Here is an 18,105-nt window from a genome sequence, read left to right as displayed (position 1 = left end):
CCACAGTTGGCAAGTTTTCCCCGCGGAGGCGTGGGCAGGCCGGCCGCCAGGAAGACGGCCTGGTCGCAGCTCGCGGACACGACGACAGTCCCGACCGTTCCAGGCGCTGATCGCCGGTGACGAACTCCCGGACAGGACACGGCTGGTGGACGCCCCGTTCGTGGCCGGATATCCCGGTTTGTGCGCCGCTGCCCACCCGTCCCGGCGATCACATCCCGACTGCCCACACCCCAGCCCTTGATGTGCCCTCGTCAGCTGTGTCAAATAGGTCCGGGCCTATTGGTCCGGACCTATGCCGTCGAGTGGAAGGCAGCACCGTGCGACGGATCCCCCGCCTGTCCGCCCCTCTGGCCCTGCTGACGGTGACGGCCGCGGCCGCGGCCACGCTGAGCGGCTGCGCGTGGGGCGGTGGTGACACCAAGGACACCGACACCAGGCCGCCGGCGGCCCCCCGCGGCCTCACCGTGCAGGCGGGCAGCGCCACCACCGCCCACGTCATGTGGAACCAGGCCACCGACGACACCGAAGTCACCGGGTACGAGGTGTACCGGGGGAGCAAGAAGGTCAAGGAGGTGCCTGGCCGGGAGCACATGGTGGACGTCGTCGGGCTGCGGCCGTCCGCCACGTACACCTTCACCGTCCGGGCCCGCGACGCCGAGGGGAACGTCAGCGAGGAGAGCAAGGAGCTCTCCGTCACGATGCCCGCCGCGGCCGCCGCCGACCACAAGCCCCCGAGCAGGCCCGGGCGCCTGACGGGCGAGGCCGAGGGGAGCCGGGCCGTGATGCTCTCCTGGGGCAAGTCGTCGGACAACAAGAAGGTGGCCTCGTACGAGATCTTCCAGGGCGGCACGAAGATCCACAGTGTGGGCGGGGGCCAGACCGCGACGCTCGTCACCGGGTTGCGGCCCGGCACCGACTACACCTTCACCGTCAAGGCACGCGACGCCGCCGACAACTTCTCGCCCGCGAGCCCCCAGGTCCGCGTCACCACCGCGGCGGGCAAGGGCTCGGGGCGCGGCACCGCGCCCACCGGCTTCCGCGCGGACACCCACCGCGCCGACGGGGCGTACTACATCGACCTGTCGTGGACACCGCCGCGCACCGGCGGCGCCGTGACGGAGTACCAGATCCAGCTGGACGGCCGCACCGCCACCTCGCTCGTCTTCGGCGGCACCGCGCCGCGCGACAAGGCCGAGCACAGCTTCTACATCGGCAGGGAGGCCGGGGAGCGGCACCGGGTGCGGGTCCGGCCCAAGCTGCCGGACGGGACGTGGGGCGGCTACTCCCCCGAACGGACGGTCACCACCGGCTGAGCCGCCCGCGGACCGACTCATGCGGGAAGAGACAGCACGCCCCAACCGCCCCGAGGCTCAACCCCGCCCGCGCGCGGCGGCCTCCCGCTCGCTCAGCAGCGCCGCCGCGCGCCGGCACCAGTCGCGGGACTCGCGCTCGAAGGCGAGTCCGCGCAGGCAGGTCAGATAGGGGCCGACGCGCTCGCCGGTGCGCAGGAACTCGTCCTCGTCCGCGCCGCCCCGCAGTCGTACGAGCAGCTTCTCCAGGACCTCGATCTTCGCGTCGGCGACCGCCGCCCGCTCCGAGAGCTGCTCGATCACCGGCGCGGCGGTCACGCCGTCGACGGCCTGCACCTTGACCAGCAGGTCGTCGCGGATGAAGGACGGCTTCGCGGCCCGCGCGGCGAACCGCTCCATCTCGGCGAGGCCTTCGTCGGTGACCTTGAACAGCCGCTTGTTGGGGCGGCCCTCCTGGACGACCTCCCGCCCTGCGACCAGGCCCTCTGTCTCCAGCTTGGCCAGCTCGGCGTAGAGCTGCTGGGGCAGCGCGTGCCAGAAGTTGGCCACGCCGATGTCGAAGCCCTTGGCCAGCTGGTATCCGCTGTACTCGCCGTCCAGCAGTGCCGCGAGCACCGCGTGTCGCAGAGCCATCGTCCGGTATCCCCTTCCCCTCAGCCGCCCTTCACCCCATCATAGTCATCATTCTGACTAGTCAGAATGATGACTATGCACCTGGCTACCTAGGGAGGAACCATGACTCATCCCACCGCCGCACGCTTCCGTGCCCTCGTCGAGCAGCGCGATCTCGACGGCCTGGAGGAGCTGTTCACACCGGACATCCGCTTCTACAGCCCGGTGAAGTTCACGCCCTTCGAGGGCCGCCCCATGGTGCTCGGGCTCTTCGGCGTGCTGCTGCGGACCTTCGAGGACTTCCGGTACGTCGGCGCGTACTCGGGCGAGGCGCGGACCAGCTCCGACGGCGGCGAGGCGGAGTCGGACGTGCTGCTCTTCCGCACCACCGTGAACGGGAAGGAGATCCACGGCATCGACCTGCTGCACTTCGACGAGGAGGGGCGGATCAAGGAGTTCACCGTGATGGTGCGACCGCAGTCCGCGGTGCAGGCGCTGGGGCAGGCGGTGTACGAGGGGCTCGTCGCGGACGGTCTCGTGCCCGCCCCCCGCTGACACCTCCGCTCGACACCGCTGGCTCCGCTCGACACCGCTGCCGGACACGCCTGCGCCGGCCCCCCTGCGCCGGATGAAGGATTCCGTCACCTGCCCGGCGGCCGTCCGCATGCGGTGGCCGCTCGCGGCACGTTGGCTCTTCGTCAGGTAGCACGGGCGTTCCCCGACTCTCGGCGGCGCATGGGTTGTACCGCCTCCCGTGTCACCGGAGGGCAGACTCATGCGTACTACTCAGATATGTGTCCGTACCGGCCTGACCGTCGCCGCCGCCGCGTTGCCGCTGATCATGGGTGCTCCTTCGGCGTCCGCGGCCGACGATCTCACCGTCACCGCCACCGGCTCCACGGTGCGGGCCACCACCGCCGCGTGTCCCGACGGCGGTACGGCCTCGCTCATGGGCGCCGCCAACGCCAGCTTCGCCGGCGGTCAGCAGGTGGCGCTGGTGAACGGCAGCGCTTCCTGGCGGAACGTCAGCGCCGGTTCCTACACCGTGCTCGTCTCCTGCAAGGACGGCACGCAGGTCGGACCTCGGACCGTCACCGTCGGCACCACGCCGACGGCCTCCTCGACGACCACGCCCGCGCGGGGCGTCCGCGGAGGACTCGGGGGCGGTTCCGAGGACCGGGGCACGATCACGCTCGTCATCGGCGGGGCCCTGGTGGCCGTGGCCGCGGGCGGCGGCGTCTGGTACCTGCGCCGCCGCGCAGCCGCGGGGCGCCTCTGACCGAGGGCCACGGCACGGCACCGACGACCGCCGCCCATCCGGCACACTCCGGGTGGGCGGCGGTCGCACGCCGAGGGCACGCCTGCCGACGCACGCCGAGGCACCCTTGCCGACCCCACCGAACCGCCTTACCGTCCTCCCAGCCGACAGGGGAGGGCGCGTTCATGCCACGACCGCTCAGCGTTCAGCTCTACACCGTGCGCGACCAGCTCGTCGCCGACCGGGAGGGGACGCTGCGCCGCCTCGCCGGTCTGGGGTTCGGCGCGGTGGAGGCGTACGACGTGCTCGGCGACCCCAAGGGGCTGCGCCGCGTCGTCGAGGACCTCGGCCTCACCGTGTCCGGCACGCACGCCGTGCAGCTGCTCGGCCCGGAGCCGAAGCACGTCCTCGACGCGGTGCGGACGCTCGGGACGGATGTCGCGATCGTTCCCGCGGGCATCCCGCCCGAGGAGTTCGCCTCCCGCGACGGGCTCGCGCGCACCGCCGACCGCCTCAACTCCCTTGCCACGCTGGCCCGTCAGCACGGTGTACGCATCGGCTACCACAACCACTGGTGGGAGATCGAGCCCCGCTTCGGCGGTGACGACGCCGAAGCCCCGCACGCCGTCGACGTGCTCGCCGGGCTGCTCGACGCGGACGTCTTCCTGGAGATCGACACCTACTGGGCGGCGGTCGGCGGCGCCGACGTCCCGGGTCTGCTGCGCCGCCTCGGCGACCGGGTGCGGGCCCTGCACCTCAAGGACGGCCCCGGCACCCGGGAGGACCCGAACGTGGCGGTGGGCAGTGGCACCATGCCGGTGCCGGAGATCCTCGCCGCCGCGCCGGACGCCTGGCGGATCGTCGAGTTCGACTCCTGCGCGGGCGGCGCGGACGCCCTCTTCGACGAGCTCGCGGCCAGCCACGCCTACCTCACCGCCCTGGAGGCGCTGTGACTCCCGCCCCCGTCGGCTCGGGCCCGGTCGGCGTCGCCGTCGTCGGCGCGGGCGTCATCAGCGCCGAGTATCTGCGTACGTTGAGCGGGTTCCCGGACGTCCGGGTCGTGGCCGTCGCCGATCTCGACGAGGAGCGGGCGGCCGCCGCGGCCGTCACCCACGGCATACCCGTGTCGGGCGGCGTCGGGACGGTGCTCGCGCTGTCCGAGGTCGAGCTCGTCGTCAATCTCACCGTTCCCGTCGCGCACGCGCAGGTGGCGACGGCGGCCCTGCGCGCCGGGAAGCACGTCTATGGCGAGAAACCCATCACGCTCGCCCCTGGCGAGGCGGAGAAGCTGCTCGCCGAGGCGTCGGAGCGGGGGCTGCTCGTGGGCAACGCGCCGGACACGTTCCTCGGCGCGGGGCTCCAGTCGGCGCTGCGGGCCGTGGCGGCCGGGCACATCGGCGCACCCGTGGCGGCGACGACCGTGACGCAGAGCCTGGGTCCCGAGGGCTGGCACCCCGATCCGGCGTTCTTCTACCAGCCCGGCGCGGGACCGCTCTTCGACCTGGGGCCGTACTACCTGACCGCGCTCGTCGCCCTGTTCGGCGGCGTGGAGCAGGTGGCGGCGACGGCGGCACGCGCGCGCGTGGAGCGCGTCGTCGGGTCGGGGCCGAAGGCGGGTCAGGCGTTCCCCGTCGACGTACCGACGCATGTGTCGTCGCTCCTCCGGTTCGCCTCCGGGGTGCGGGCCGCCTCGACGTTCAGCTTCGACTCCGCGCTGCCCCGGATCCGGTTCGAGGTCACCGGGACCGAGGGGACCCTCGCGGTGCCCGACCCGAACACGTTCGGCGGTCCGCTGAAGCTGCTGCCCAACGGCTCCGACGAGTGGCGCGAACTGCCCGTGCGGGGGCGGACCGACGGGCGGGGCCTCGGTGTGGTCGACATGGCGCGCGCCCTGCGGCACGGCACCGCGCACCGGGCGTCCGGCGCGCTCGCGCTGCACGTCCTGCAGACGATGACGGCGATCGCGGACTCCGCCGAGCACGAGCGGTTCGCCTCGCTGGCCACACAGGTCGTGCCGCCGCAGCCGCTGCCCGTGGACTGGGACCCCCGGGAGGCCACGCTCGGCTAGGGGGCTGCGTCGGGAGCCCCTACGGCGCCTCCAGCTCCTCGATGGTGCGCGTGAGCCACTGTGTCCAGAACGTCTCCAGGTCGATGCCCGCCCGCAGCACCGCGTGGCGCAGCCGGTCCTCGACGGCGTCCTTTCCCGGCGGAAAGTCGCGCCGCTCGATCTCCTCGTACTCGGCCAACTGCCGCCGGTGCAGGTCGAGATGGTGGTGCAGGTCGTCCTGTACGCCCGTGATGCCCGCCGGGCCGACGACCGCCGCGGCGCGCAGGCGCAGCAGGAGGGTGTCTCGGAGCGGCTTGGGGTCCTGGCTCGCGGCCGTCCAGCGGGCCAGTTCGGCGCGGCCCGCCGGCAGGACCTCGTACTCCTTCTTCTGCCCCCGCGTCGCCCCCTGCCGCGGGAGCGCGCGGATGGCGCCCTCGCGCTCCAGCCTGCCCAGCTCGCGGTAGATCTGCTGGTGCGTGGCCGACCAGAAGTAGCCGATCGACTTGTCGAACCTGCGGGTCAGTTCGAGGCCCGACGACGGCTTCTCCAGGAGGGCGGTGAGGATCGCGTGCGGGAGTGACATGGGGCAATCCTAGGGAGGCGATCCTGGGGACGGGCCGCGCCGGGCGCGGGGTCATGGCACGGGCTCTCAGAGCGCGGCGGCCAGCTCCGTGCCCTGCTTGATGGCGCGCTTGGCGTCCAGCTCGGCCGCGACATCCGCGCCCCCGATGAGGTGTGCCGCGACGCCGGCCGCGACGAGCTCCTCGTACAGGTCGCGGCGCGGCTCCTGCCCGGAGCAGAGCACGACCGTGTCGACGGGGATCACGGACGACTGTCCGTCGACGGTGATGTGCAGGCCCGCGTCGTCGATCAGGTCGTAGCTGGCGCCCGCCACCATCGCGACGCCGCGGTGGCGCAGTTCGGTGCGGTGGATCCAGCCGGTGGTCTTGCCGAGGCCCTTGCCGACCTTGGACGCCTTGCGCTGCAGCAGATGGACGGTGCGCGGCGGCGTCGGCCGCTCGGGCTTCGTCAGACCGCCGCGCTCGCGGAAGTCCATGTCGACGCCCCACTGCCGGAAGTACGTCGCCGGGTCCAGGCTCGCCTTCTCGCCACCGTCGGTGAGGAACTCGGCGACGTCGAAGCCGATGCCGCCCGCGCCGATGATCGCGACCCGCTCCCCCACGGGCGCTTCGTCGCGCAGCACGTCGAGGTAGCCGACGACGCTGGGGTGGTCGATGCCGGGGATCTCCGGGATGCGGGGGGTGACGCCGGCGGCGACGACCACTTCGTCGTACGCCTCCTCGGCGAGCCCGTCCGCGGTGACGACGGTGTTCAGCCGGACGTCGACGCCGCGCAGGTCGAGCTGGGTGCGGAAGTAGCGCAGGGTCTCGTCGAACTCCTCCTTGCCGGGGACCTTGCGGGCGACGTTGAGCTGGCCGCCGACCTCGGCTGCCGCGTCGTACAGCGTGACGTCGTGGCCGCGTTCGGCGGCGGAGACGGCGAACGCGAGTCCTGCGGGGCCCGCGCCGACGACGGCGATGCGCTTCTTGGTGCGGGTGGGCGAGAGCACGAGCTCGGTCTCGTGGCAGGCGCGCGGGTTCACCAGGCAGGAGGTGATCTGGAGGTTGAAGGTGTGGTCGAGGCAGGCCTGGTTGCAGCCGATGCAGGTGTTGATGGCCTCGGGCCGCTCGGCCCTCGCCTTGTTGACGAAGTCCGGGTCGGCGAGCAGCGGGCGGGCCAGCGACACCATGTCGGCGGCGCCTTCGGCGAGCAACTGCTCGGCTATCTCGGGGGTGTTGATGCGGTTGACGGTCACGAGCGGCACGGAGACCTCGCCCATGAGCTTCTTCGTGACGAAGCTGTACGCGCCGCGCGGCACCGACGTCGCGATGGTGGGGATGCGTGCCTCGTGCCAGCCGATGCCGGTGTTGATGATCGTGGCGCCCGCGGCCTCGATCTCCTTGGCGAGGTGGACGACCTCTTCGAGGGTCGAGCCGCCGGGCACGAGGTCCAGCATGGAGAGGCGGTAGATGATGATGAAGTCGGCGCCGACGCGTTCGCGGGTGCGGCGGACGATCTCGACGGGGAAGCGGATGCGGTTCTCGTAGGAGCCGCCCCAGCGGTCGGTGCGCTGGTTGGTGGGGGCGGCGATGAACTCGTTGATCAGGTAGCCCTCGGAGCCCATGACCTCGACGCCGTCGTAGCCCGCGAGCTTGGCGAGTTCGGCGGCGCGCACGAAGTCCTCGACGGTCTGCTCGACCTCGTCGTCGGTGAGCTCGCGGGGCACGAAGGGGCTGATGGGCGCCTGGATGGCGCTGGGTGCGACGAGCTTGTCGTGGTAGGCGTACCGGCCGAAGTGGAGGATCTGCATCGCGATCTTGCCGCCCTCGGCGTGCACGGCGGCGGTGATCGCCGCGTGCTCCTTCGCCTCCGCCTCGGTGGTGAGCTTGGCACCGCCGTCCCAGGGCCTGCCGAGCTCGTTCGGGGCGATGCCGCCGGTGACGATGAGGCCGACGCCACCGCGCGCACGGGTCGCGTAGAACTCCGCCATCCGCTCGAAGCCGTTGGGCGCCTCTTCGAGGCCCACGTGCATGGAGCCCATCAGGACCCGGTTGGGCAGGGTGGTGAAGCCCAGGTCGAGCGGGTTCAGCAGGTTCGGGTAACGGCTCATGCGGCCCCTCCGTACGCGGTGTCTACAGGACAGTTGTAGACCAGGCGCGGGCATTGTGCAACTAGTTGCATAACCTCGTCGGAGGGGACCGCCGCGGCCGACGCGATGTCCGAATCCCGCCAGCCGCGCCGTCGCGCACGCCTCAGACTGGAGGCAGCACCCGAACGCTTGAGGAGAGTCCGATGACCGTCCACACGACGATCGACAGTCCGCTGGGCGAGCTGCTGCTGGTGGGAGAGGAGTCGGCCACCGCCAAGGGCGGCACCGCGCTGGCCTCGCTGTCCATGCCGGGCCAGAAGGGCGGCGCCGTCGTCCTGGACGGCTGGGTGCGCGACGACGCGGCCTTCGACGTGATCACCGCGCAGCTGCGCTCGTACTTCGCCGGGAGCCTGACCCACTTCGACATCGAGTACGCCGCCGGGGCGGGCACCGAATTCCAGCGCAAGGTGTGGACAGCGCTGGACACGGTCCCCTACGGCACCACGACCACGTACGGGCGGCTCGCCGAGCAGCTCGGCCTCTCCCGCGCCGCCGTCCGCGCCCTCGGCACCGCCATCGGACGCAACCCGCTCCTGATCGTGCGCCCCTGCCACCGCGTGATCGGCGCCGACGGCTCCCTCACCGGTTACGCCGCGGGCCTCGACCGCAAGCGGCGGCTCCTCGACCTGGAGGCGGCCTGACCGCCACCGCACGGACGCCCCCGCCGGTCATCACCCGTCGCTGAAGCCGCTGACGCGCAGCGTGATGTTCAGCCGCCCGGTCAGCCCCAGCTCCGGCGGCGCGGTGCCGGGGATGACCCGCGGCACCCCGTGGTGGGCGAGGCGGGAGGCGCCGCCGAAGACGACCAGGTCGCCGCTGCGCAGCTCGACGTCCGTGTACGGCTTGGTGCGTGTCTCCGTGTTGCCGAAGCGGAAGACGCCCGTGTCACCGAGGCTGAGTGACACCACGGGTGCGCCGGACTTCTCGTCGGCGTCGCGGTGCATGCCCATGCGCGCGTCGGCGTCGTAGAAGTTGACGAGGGCGATGTCGTACGTCTCCTCGACGGCGTGACCGGCCGCTTCGGCCGCCCGGCGGCCCAGCTCGGCGAGCCACGGCGGCATCGGCTTCACGGGGGCGCCGTCCCCGTCGACCACGGTCCGCGCGTACCCGTACGGATACCAGTGCCAGCCCAGACAGAACTGCCGCGCCGTCATCGCGCCGCCGCCGGGCGTCCTGACCTGCCGCAGCCCGGCGGGCGGCGCCGCCCACGCCCGGCAGGCCGCCACCAGACGCAGCTGTTCCTCCGGCGCCAGCCAGTCCGGCAGGTGCACCGCCCCCGGGCCGAGGACGGTGCGGCTCCGGGGGAACAGTTCGTAGTTCGCCACGTCGTTCAGTAGGGCCACGTCCAGTCGGCGACCTCGGGCAGGTCCGTGCCGTGCTCGCGGATCCAGGCGTCGTGCCGGGTGCGGACGTCGGCCATCGCCTGACGTACGGCCGTGGCCCGCACGGCCAGGCCCGGGACGCGGTCGATGACGTCCATGACGAGGCGGTACCGGTCGAGGTTGTTGCGGACGACCATGTCGAAGGGCGTGGTGGTCGTGCCCGCCTCCGTGTAGCCGCGCACGTGCAGGTGCTCGTGGCCGGTGCGGCGGTAGGCGAGGCGGTGGATGAGCCACGGGTAGCCGTGATAGGCGAAGATCACCGGCTTGTCGCGGGTGAAGAGCGCGTCGTACTCGGAGTCGGCCATGCCGTGCGGGTGCTCCTCGCGGGGCATCAGCCGGGCGATGTCGACGACGTTGACGACGCGCAGGGTGAGCTCCGGCAGGTACTCGCGCAGCAGCGCCGCGGCGGCGAGGACTTCCTGGGTGGGCACGTCACCCGCGCAGGCGAGCACCACGTCGGGTTCCCGCGAGCCGTCGTCCGTCCCTGCCCACTCCCAGACGCCCGCCCCGCGCGCGCAGTGGGCGCGGGCCTCGTCGAGGGAGAGCCAGTCGAAGCAGGGCTGCTTGCCCGCGACGACGACGTTGACGTAGTCCCGGCTGTGCAGCACGTGCTCGGTCACGGAGAGCAGGGTGTTGGCGTCCGGCGGGAGGTAGACGCGTACGACGTGGGGGCTCTTGTTGAGCACGTGGTCCACGAAGCCGGGGTCCTGGTGCGAGAAGCCGTTGTGGTCCTGCCGCCACACGTGCGAGGTCAGCAGGTAGTTCAGGGACGGCACGGGCGCGCGCCAGGGCAGGGTGCGGGAGGTCTTCAGCCACTTGATGTGCTGGTTGACCATCGAGTCGACGATGTGGACGAACGCTTCGTAGCAGGAGAACAGGCCGTGGCGGCCGGTGAGGGTGTAACCCTCGAGCCAGCCCTGGCAGAGGTGTTCGGAGAGGACTTCCATGACGCGGCCGTCGCGGGCCAGGTGCTCGTCCGTGTCGAGGATCCGGGCCTGCCAGGCCTTGCCCGTGGCGTCGTAGAGCGCGCCGAGCCGGTTGGACTCGGTCTCGTCCGGGCCCACGACGCGGAAGTCGCGGCGACCCGCGGTGTCCGCCATGACCTGCGCGAGCAGTTTGCCGGTGATCCGGGTCGGCTCGTGCAGGGTCGTGCCGGGCTTGTCCACGGGGACGGCGAACTTCTCCAGGGGCGGGACGGGCAGCCTGCGGGTCAGGCGGCCGCCGTTGGCGTGCGGGGTGGCACCGAGGCGGCGCTCGCCCCCGGGGACGCAGGCCAGGACCTGCTCGGTGGGGCGGCCGTCCGCGTCGAAGAGCTCCTGCGGGCGGTAGGACTTCAGCCACTTCTCCAACTGCCGCAGGTGGTCCGGGTTCTCGCGGACCCCGGAGAGCGGCACCTGGTGCGCGCGCCAGGTGTTCTCGACGGGCTCCCCGTCGACGGCCTCAGGACCCGTCCAGCCCTTGGGCGTGCGCAGCACGATCACCGGCCACCGCGGGCGGCCCTGCACTCCCCCGCCGCCGCGGGCGGCCCGCTGGACCGCGGCGATGCGGTCGAGCGCCTGGTCCATGGCCTTGGCCATCGCCTGGTGGACCTTGCGCGGGTCGTCACCGGCGACGTACAGCGGCTCGTGGCCGTAGCCCTTGAGGAGCGCGTCGAGTTCGGCCTCGGGGAGGCGCGCGAGCACGGTCGGGTTGGCGATCTTGTAGCCGTTGAGGTGGAGGATCGGCAGGACCGCGCCGTCGTGCGCCGGGTCGTGGAACTTGTTGCAGTGCCAGGAGGCGGCCAGCGGCCCGGTCTCGGCCTCGCCGTCACCGATCACGCAGGCGACCAGCAGGTCCGGGTTGTCGAGGGCGGCTCCGTAGGCGTGCGCGAGCGAGTAGCCGAGCTCACCGCCCTCGTGGATCGAACCGGGCGTCTCGGGCGCCACGTGGCTCGGCACACCCCCGGGGAACGAGAACTGGCGGAACAGCTTCGCCATGCCCTCCGCGTCCCGCGAGACATCGGGATAGACCTCGCTGTACGAGCCCTCCAGCCAGGAGTTGGCGAGCACGGCGGGACCGCCGTGGCCCGGCCCCCACACGCACAGGGCGTCCAGATCCCGCTCCTGGATGACGCGGTTGAGGTGGGTGTGGACGAAGTTGAGGCCGGGCGACGTGCCCCAGTGGCCCAGCAGGCGCGGCTTGATGTGCTCGGGCCGCAGCGGCTCGGTCAGCAGGGGGTTGCTCATCAGATAGATCTGGCCGACGGCCAGGTAGTTGGCGGCGCGCCAGTGGGCGTCGAGCGCCGCCAGGTGGTCCTTCGCCACGGGTGCCACGGGTCCTCCTCGCGAGATTCGGGGCATACGGCTGGGTCAGGCGTGCCGATCGGGTTCCACGTGAGTGGCGGGTCAGTCGTGCGGGACGCTGTCGTCGGTGCTTTCGTACGGCGGGTCGGCCGTACGGGGCGGCTGACTCCGCGTCCAGCACATCAGCCGTGCGGGGTGACCGCCACCGGGCGGGCCGCGCGGCGGAGCACGGCGTGGCTGACCGGCCCGCCCGGTGGCGCCCCCGCCTTCACCGCCTGCCCTTCACCGCCTGCCCGTCACCGACCGCCCGTCACCGATCGCCTTTGACCGCCCGCAGCAGGACGAACTTCGGGTCGCTCGCCACGACCTCCGCGTTGCCGAAGAGCTTGCGGAGGCGTACGTGGTAGCCGAGGTGGCGGTTGCCGATGACCCACAGTTCGCCGCCGGGGCGCAGCGCGGCGCGGGCGCCGGTGAACATGCGGCGGGCGGTCGCGTCGGTGGTCGCCTGGTGGCTGTGGAAGGGCGGGTTGTTGAGGACGAGGTCCACGGTTCCCGGCGGTACGGCGGTGAGGGCGTCGCCCGCCACGAAGTGCGCCTTCGCGTCGTCGGCGGCGTTGGCGCGGAAGGTGGCCTCGGCGGAGGCGACGGCCTGGAACGACTCGTCGATGAAGGTGACCGTGGCGTCGGGGTCCGCGACGGAGGCGGCGGTGCCGAGCACGCCGTTGCCGCAGCCGAGGTCCACCACGTGGGCCGTGCCGCGGGCGCGCGGCAGATGCTTGAGGAAGAAGCGGGTGCCGATGTCGAGCCGGTCGGCGCAGAAGATGCCCGCGTGGTTGACGACGGTCAGGCCCGCGCCGGCGCCGGAGTCGGCGGGCAGCACGTAACTGCGGGGCCAGGGGCTGTCTCCCGACGCCTGCCCCTGGCCGGGGGTGCTGAAGATGAGGCGTGCCTTCTGCCGGGCCAGCGACGTCCTGGTCGGGCCGATGATCCGTTCGAAGAGCTCCAGCGTCGACGTGTGGATCTCGGTGACCATGCCGGTGCCGACGACGACCGTGCCGTCGTGCAGGGCGGGCGCGAGCCGGTGCAGCTGGTCCTCGAGGAGCGCGAGGCTCTTCGGTACGCGGACCAGGAGTACGTCGACGCGGGCGGGCGGAGTGTCCCTGGTCGTCAGGAGCCGTGCCGCGTCCGGCGGGTGTCCGGCCCGTGCCAGGTTGGCCCGGGTGGCCTGCTGGGCGAGGAAGGAGTCGGTGATCTGCACCGGCACGCGCGCGTGCCCCGCGAGCGCGGTGGTCAGCGCGCCCCATCGGTCGCCGACGACGGCCACGGTCCCGGAGAGGTCGACGGCCGCCGTCCCCTCCTCGCCCGCCAGGTGCCGCAGCAGATAGGCGTCGGCCGCCGACCAGGCGCGCAGCTGGTCGCGGGGGTCCTCCGGGAAGCGGGTGAGGTCGTACGCGCCCCATGACGTGCTCAAACGGTTCATCGTGCCCTCAGGCTAACGGAGGGCCCCCAGCGGCCGTGGCGCAGCCCGCGGGCCGCACCCGGCGCGGGCACGGACTCTCACTGGCCCGCCGGGGCCTGTTCGAACCAGGTGGGGCCGTCGGCCATCGCGTACTTGATCCGGGACAGCGCGAACTCGTTCAGCGGGGGCAGCGCGTCCACGTCGAACCACGCCACTTCCAGCGACTCGTCGTCGTTGACGCGCGCCTCGCCGCCGACGGCACGGCAGCGCAGGGTGATGTCCATGTACTGGCAGGTGTCGCCGTTGTCGTAGGTGACCGGCCGGAGGGCCTGCACCATGACCACGCGCTCGGGCACGCAGTGCACGGCCGTCTCCTCGTACACCTCGCGCACCGCGCACTCCGCGGGCTGCTCACCCGGGTCGGGGATGCCGCCGATCACCGCCCACCTGCCGTTGTCGGAGCGCCGCCCGAGCAGCACCCGGCCCTCGTCGTCGAAGACGACGGCGGTGACCCCGGGGAGCCAGAGCAGCTGCTGGCCGGCGGCGGCCCGGATGGTGCGGATGAAATCAGGAGTAGCCATGGTCCGACCCTAATGGCGCGGCACCGGCGTCCCCGCCGAGGACGGGGCTGCTCCGCTCCGGTGCGCTGAGGCCGGGACCTACTCCGCTCCGGTGCGCCGGGTCCGCGCCGCCGAGGTCACGGCCCAGCCGAGCCCGCCCGCGGCGAGCAGCACCAGGACGGCCTCGGGCAGCACGCCGAGGCGGGTGGCGGGGGTCCGCGAGGAGCGCAGCGGCACCTCCTGTACGAGTGAATCGGCGGTGTACCACGTCGTCTTCGCCGTCACTTCGCCGTCCGGCATGATCATCGCGCTGACGCCGCTGGTCACGGGCACCGTGACGGCGCGGCTGTGCTCGACCGCGCGGATCCGGGACATCGCGAGCTGCTGGTAGGTCATCTCGCTGCGGTCGAAGGTGGCGTTGTTGCTGGGCACCGAGATGATCTGCGCGCCGTGGGTGACGGTGTCGCGCACCGCCCAGTCGAACGCCGCCTCGTAACAGGTCGCGATGCCCACCTTCGTGCCCGCCATGGTGAAGACGCCGGGCTCCGAGCCGCGGCTGAAGTCCTGGCGCACCTTGTCGACGTCGCTGCTGAAGGCGCTGATGAGCGAGCGCAGCGGGATGTACTCGCCGAAGGGCTGGATCTGCCGCTTGTCGTAGGTGTCCGTGGGACCCTTCGCCGGGTCCCAGAGGATCTGCTCGTTGTAGAGCCTGCCGTCCTTCTTCTCGACGACGCCGCCGACGGAGACGGGCGCCCCGATGGCCTTGACCGCGCCCTCGATCGCGAGGCGCGCGTCGGGGTTGGTGAAGGGGTCGATGTCGGAGGAGTTCTCCGGCCACAGGACGAGGTCGGGACGCTTGATCTTGCCGGCCTTCACCTCGGCGGCGAGGCGTTCGGTCTCGCGCACGTGGTGGTCGAGGACGGCGCGGCGCTGCGCGTTGAAGTCGAGCCCCGCGCGCGGGACGTTGCCCTGGATCGCGGCGACGGTCGCGGTGCCGTCCTCCGCCTCGTCACTGACGAGCGCCCGCGCCGCGAAGGCGCCGGCCACGGGCACGAGGACGCTGAGCGCCGCGACCGCCGCCGCGCCCCTGCGCACGACACGGGTGCCGCGTACGTCGACGACCTGACGCTCGACTTCGTAGAGACCGAACCCGCACAGGACGACCGCGAACCCGAGCACGGGGGTGCCGCCGAGCGCGGCGAGCGGCAGGAAGACGCCGTCCGCCTGGCCGAAGGCGACCTTCCCCCAGGGGAATCCGTTGAACGGCACACGCGCGCGTGCCGCTTCCCCCGCGATCCACAGGGCGGCCGCCCAGAGCGGATACGCGGGCAGCCTCGAGACGGCCGCGATGCCCGCGCCCACGAGCGCGACGAAGACCGCCTCGACCGCCGCGAGCGCCAGCCACGGGCCGGGGCCGACCTCGACGCCGGTCCACACGAGGAGCGGCAGCAGGAAGCCGAGGCCGAAGAGGTAGCCGAGGCCGAGGCCCGCCTTCCAGGTCCGGCCGCGCAGACACCAGGCGAGGGCGGCGAAGGCCGGAAGCGCCAGCCACCACAGCGTGCGGGGCGGGAAGCTGACGTAGAGCAGCACTCCGGAGAGGGCCGCCACAGCGGCGGGGACGAGCCGTCGCAGGACGCGCACGGCCCGGTGGGCCCGCGGGGGCTGCGGATCGAGCTGGTCCGGCTCGTCTACGGAGGTGGTGGTGGCGGTCACCCGGGGAGTGTACGGCGCGTCACCTGGGCGCCGACAGCTCGGTCGGCCGGGGCGACGGGGGGCCTCGCGCGGCGCCGCCGGCCGTATCGTTCCTGCGCAACCGGTCCCGCGGTGCGGCGCCAGCCGTTAGCGTGTGGCCGAGTCCTCTGCCTCCGGCCCGTTCGCGTCACCGCGAGCGCGGCCCGCGTCGGCGGGGGCCCGTCATATACCGGGGGGCGACGGGGTGGGGTCAACGGGGACGGCCATGCCGGCCGGTCCGGCGGCGGCGCGGGAGCGCCCTGCCACGTCCGACGCGACGGGCGGCGCGCTGCTCGGGGCGTGCGCCGCCTGGTCGCTGATCACCGCGGGCGTGCACGGCGGAAGCCCCGAGGGTGTGCTCCTCGCGGTACTGGCCGTGGCCGCGGGTTACGCGGGCGGCCGGATCTCCGGGGCGCTGCTTCCGGTCGCCGCGCCCTGCGCGGGCGCGCTCGCGGGGCTGGTCCTAGCCGTGGCGGCGCCGCGTCTCACGCTCGGCCCGTCCTCATCCCTGGGCCACACCGGTGCCACGGCCGCGCTGCTGATCCTCTCGGCCGGTGCGGCCTGCTGCGCGGCGTGGGCGGCCCGGACTCCGGCGGCACGCCTCGCGCTGCGGCTGCTCGCGGCGGGGATCGCGGGTGCCGCGGCGGCGCTGGGCTCACCGGTCGGCTGTGCGGGGGCCCTCGTGGTGCTGCTCTGTTCGCTGGCGGCGGCCCGGCTGCGCGGCAGGGCGCTCGGAATCGCCGGGCTCGCGGTCGCGTCGGTGCTGATCACCGGCGTTTCGCTGGCGGTGGCCGACGACGCGCTGCCGGGCGGTCTGACGGAGCCGGTGGAGAGCGGCCTCGGCCGGCACCGGGTGCTGCTGTGGCAGGACGCGCTGGTCCTGGCGGAGCGGGAGCCCGCGATGGGGGTGGGCCCCGGCCGGTTCGGCGAGGTCAGTCCGGTGGCCGCCGAGTATCTCCTGGCGGACGGCAAGCCGCATTCGGCGCCGCTGCAGCAGGCCTCGGAGCAGGGCTTCGTCGGGGTGGGGCTGCTGGCGGCGGTGTTCGGCTGGCTGCTGTACGCGCTGTGGCGTTCGCCCGGCTCCACTCAGGTCGTGCTCTCGGCGGGCGCGGCCCTGACGGCGCTGACGGCCGTGGCGACGGTGGGCAACGCGCTGAGCGTGACGACGGTGACGACCGGGGCGGGACTCCTCGCGGGCATCGCGACGGCCCGGCCCCTGCACGAGGACCCGTTGCGCGGCGACCGTCCGGTCAGCCCGAGTTCCCCATGAGCCGCAGCCTGGCCCGGATGGCACGCACCGCCGACTCGGCGTTGTCCACCGTCACCGTAAACTTGTGGCCGTCGCCCAGGCTGAGCACCAGGCCCTCGCCGCGCCTGACCACGACGGCGGTGCCCTTCTCGGGCCGCCAGCGGTAGCCCCAGCCGCCCCACTGCCGGGGTGTCACAGCGGGGGCGAACTCCGCGCCGACGACATGGGAGAGCGGGATGAGGCGGCGCGGCAGCCCCAGATGACCGCAGCGCACCTCCAGGAAGTCCTTGTCGACCTTCACGGCCACATGGACGAAGGCGAGCGTCCCGAAGAGCATCAGGAGGCCGACCGCGATGCAGCCCACGACGGACATGACCAGAGGTGCGATGCCCGAGGTCCACATGGAGCCGACCGCGAGCTCGATGCCGAGCGCCAGACAGGCGGCACCGGCACACGCAAGGAGCCACTGGACGCGGTTGGTCGCGCGTCCGGTCCAGACCTCGTGCGGGTTGTCGGATGCGGCCCGCTCGTCGTGCTCGCCGCGCTCGTCGGGGGCGTGGTCCTTCATGCCATCGAGACTACTCAGATTCCGCGCCGAAGCCACCGCGTAGCGGAACGTCACCGACCGTTCACGCGGAAACCGCCGCGCGGCGGAAACCGGTGCGCGTCAGAGCGCCGGGCTGGTCTCCGCGAGCATGCGCCCCTCCGCGTAGGTGAGCGCTGTCCGCGGCAGCTGCTCCGCGCGGCCGCTGAGCAGGACGGTGAGGCCGGGGGCGGCCGTCGTGGGATCGGTGCCGGTGGGGTCGGTGCCGGGGCGGGCGCCGATCCTGCGCAGCGCCTGGGCGGCCACCGCACCGGCCGATCCGTGCAGGACCAGGGGCGGCAGACCCGGCTGCTGCACGGCGGCGCGAATACGCTCGGCGACCAGCTCGTAATGGGTGCATCCCAGGACGACGGCCCTTACATCACGCGGGGTGAGGGCCGCGGCGGCGGCGATCGTCTCGTCGATGGCCTCCTCGTCCGCGTACTGCACGGCGTCGGCCAGGCCGGGGCAGGGCACCTCGGTGACGTCGATGCCGCGCGCGAACTCGTCGATCAGGCCGCGCTGGTAGGGGCTGCCGGTGGTTCCGGGCGTGGCCCAGATGGCGACGGGCCCGCCGTCCGCGGCCGCGGGCTTGATCGCCGGCACGGTCCCGATCACCGGGATCGCGGGCTCCAGACGGGCGCGCAGGGTGGGCAGCGCGTGTACGGACGCGGTGTTGCAGGCCACGATCAGTGCGTCGGGACGGTGCGCGGCGGCGGCCTCGGCGACGGCGACGGCCCGCCCGGTGAGGTCCTCGGCGGTGCGGGGCCCCCACGGCATTCCGTCCGGGTCCGAGGAGAGGACGAGATCGGCGTCGGGTCGCAGGCGACGCACCGCGGCCGCCGCGGCGAGCAGTCCGATGCCGGAGTCCATGAGCGCGATCTTCACCCGGTCACCATAGTCGATGGGCCCCACAGGCCCC

General features: G+C 73.0%; 17 protein-coding genes. 7 read left to right on the top strand and 10 right to left on the bottom strand.

Annotated elements, in window-relative coordinates; translation table 11 throughout:
* The first annotated feature begins 317 nt into the window (after positions 1–317).
* Positions 318–1,313, top strand: a complete 996-nt coding sequence (locus ACZ56E_RS37885; protein WP_471221483.1) for a fibronectin type III domain-containing protein — start codon at positions 318–320, stop codon at positions 1,311–1,313.
* A 57-nt stretch (positions 1,314–1,370) separates the two neighbouring features.
* On the opposite strand, the gene ACZ56E_RS37880 is transcribed toward ACZ56E_RS37885, so the two are convergent.
* Positions 1,371–1,943 (bottom strand): PadR family transcriptional regulator, encoded by a 573-nt coding sequence (locus ACZ56E_RS37880; protein ID WP_471221482.1) that lies wholly within the window; start codon positions 1,941–1,943, stop codon positions 1,371–1,373.
* Positions 1,944–2,045: 102 nt separating this feature from the next.
* On the opposite strand from ACZ56E_RS37880, the gene ACZ56E_RS37875 reads away from it, so the two are divergent.
* The 4 genes from ACZ56E_RS37875 to ACZ56E_RS37860 all read left to right on the top strand — a co-directional run bounded on the left by ACZ56E_RS37875 (position 2,046) and on the right by ACZ56E_RS37860 (position 5,248).
* Complete coding sequence (locus tag ACZ56E_RS37875) at positions 2,046–2,477, top strand: nuclear transport factor 2 family protein (RefSeq protein ID WP_471221480.1); 432 nt, start codon at positions 2,046–2,048, stop codon at positions 2,475–2,477.
* Between the two features lie 220 nt (positions 2,478–2,697).
* The gene (locus tag ACZ56E_RS37870) at positions 2,698–3,201 is read left to right on the top strand and encodes a hypothetical protein (protein ID WP_471221478.1); all 504 of its coding nucleotides are present in this window, start codon (positions 2,698–2,700) and stop codon (positions 3,199–3,201) included.
* 164 nt (positions 3,202–3,365) lie between these two features.
* Positions 3,366–4,133: a sugar phosphate isomerase/epimerase family protein gene (locus ACZ56E_RS37865; RefSeq protein ID WP_471221477.1), complete on the top strand. Its 768-nt coding sequence runs from the start codon at positions 3,366–3,368 to the stop codon at positions 4,131–4,133.
* Complete coding sequence (locus ACZ56E_RS37860) at positions 4,130–5,248, top strand: Gfo/Idh/MocA family protein (RefSeq protein ID WP_471221475.1); 1,119 nt, start codon at positions 4,130–4,132, stop codon at positions 5,246–5,248. The genes ACZ56E_RS37865 and ACZ56E_RS37860 overlap by 4 nt, the downstream gene beginning before the upstream one ends.
* Positions 5,249–5,267: 19 nt before the next feature.
* On the opposite strand, the gene ACZ56E_RS37855 is transcribed toward ACZ56E_RS37860, so the two are convergent.
* The gene (locus ACZ56E_RS37855; protein WP_471221472.1) at positions 5,268–5,810 is read right to left on the bottom strand and encodes a PadR family transcriptional regulator; all 543 of its coding nucleotides are present in this window, start codon (positions 5,808–5,810) and stop codon (positions 5,268–5,270) included.
* A 66-nt stretch (positions 5,811–5,876) separates the two neighbouring features.
* The gene (locus ACZ56E_RS37850; protein WP_471221470.1) at positions 5,877–7,898 is read right to left on the bottom strand and encodes an NADPH-dependent 2,4-dienoyl-CoA reductase; all 2,022 of its coding nucleotides are present in this window, start codon (positions 7,896–7,898) and stop codon (positions 5,877–5,879) included.
* A 182-nt stretch (positions 7,899–8,080) separates the two neighbouring features.
* Here ACZ56E_RS37850 and ACZ56E_RS37845 point away from each other — a divergent pair, with 182 nt between their 5' ends.
* A complete protein-coding gene (locus ACZ56E_RS37845) occupies positions 8,081–8,578 on the top strand; it encodes a methylated-DNA--[protein]-cysteine S-methyltransferase (protein ID WP_471221469.1) in 498 nt (165 codons plus the stop codon).
* A 30-nt stretch (positions 8,579–8,608) separates the two neighbouring features.
* Here ACZ56E_RS37845 and ACZ56E_RS37840 read toward each other — a convergent pair whose 3' ends face one another.
* From ACZ56E_RS37840 to lnt, 5 genes are all read right to left on the bottom strand, one after another.
* Complete coding sequence (locus ACZ56E_RS37840; protein ID WP_471221467.1) at positions 8,609–9,280, bottom strand: alpha-ketoglutarate-dependent dioxygenase AlkB family protein; 672 nt, start codon at positions 9,278–9,280, stop codon at positions 8,609–8,611.
* Positions 9,268–11,658, bottom strand: coding sequence for a phosphoketolase family protein (locus ACZ56E_RS37835; RefSeq protein ID WP_471221465.1), 2,391 nt, complete (start codon positions 11,656–11,658; stop codon positions 9,268–9,270). Before ACZ56E_RS37835 ends, ACZ56E_RS37840 begins: the two co-directional genes overlap by 13 nt.
* Before the next feature lie 253 nt (positions 11,659–11,911).
* Positions 11,912–13,081 (bottom strand): methyltransferase, encoded by a 1,170-nt coding sequence (locus ACZ56E_RS37830; protein WP_471221463.1) that lies wholly within the window; start codon positions 13,079–13,081, stop codon positions 11,912–11,914.
* A 77-nt stretch (positions 13,082–13,158) separates the two neighbouring features.
* Positions 13,159–13,641: an NUDIX hydrolase gene (locus ACZ56E_RS37825; protein WP_468605590.1), complete on the bottom strand. Its 483-nt coding sequence runs from the start codon at positions 13,639–13,641 to the stop codon at positions 13,159–13,161.
* A 78-nt stretch (positions 13,642–13,719) separates the two neighbouring features.
* Positions 13,720–15,333 carry an apolipoprotein N-acyltransferase gene (gene lnt / locus ACZ56E_RS37820; RefSeq protein ID WP_471221461.1) on the bottom strand — a complete coding sequence of 538 codons (1,614 nt, stop codon included), beginning with the start codon at positions 15,331–15,333 and terminating at the stop codon, positions 13,720–13,722.
* A gap of 244 nt (positions 15,334–15,577) precedes the next feature.
* On the opposite strand from lnt, the gene ACZ56E_RS37815 reads away from it, so the two are divergent.
* Complete coding sequence (locus ACZ56E_RS37815; protein ID WP_471221459.1) at positions 15,578–16,621, top strand: O-antigen ligase family protein; 1,044 nt, start codon at positions 15,578–15,580, stop codon at positions 16,619–16,621.
* On the opposite strand, the gene ACZ56E_RS37810 is transcribed toward ACZ56E_RS37815, so the two are convergent.
* Positions 16,602–17,168 carry a hypothetical protein gene (locus tag ACZ56E_RS37810; RefSeq protein WP_468605596.1) on the bottom strand — a complete coding sequence of 189 codons (567 nt, stop codon included), beginning with the start codon at positions 17,166–17,168 and terminating at the stop codon, positions 16,602–16,604. The genes ACZ56E_RS37815 and ACZ56E_RS37810 overlap by 20 nt on opposite strands.
* A 99-nt stretch (positions 17,169–17,267) precedes the next feature.
* A complete protein-coding gene (locus tag ACZ56E_RS37805; RefSeq protein WP_471221456.1) occupies positions 17,268–18,071 on the bottom strand; it encodes a glutamate racemase in 804 nt (267 codons plus the stop codon).
* Positions 18,072–18,105 lie beyond the last annotated feature (34 nt).

The organism is Streptomyces sp. NPDC039480 (genome assembly GCF_055597165.1).
The sequence above is the reverse complement of the archived record's forward strand: the minus strand, read 5'-3'. Positions and strand labels throughout refer to the sequence as shown.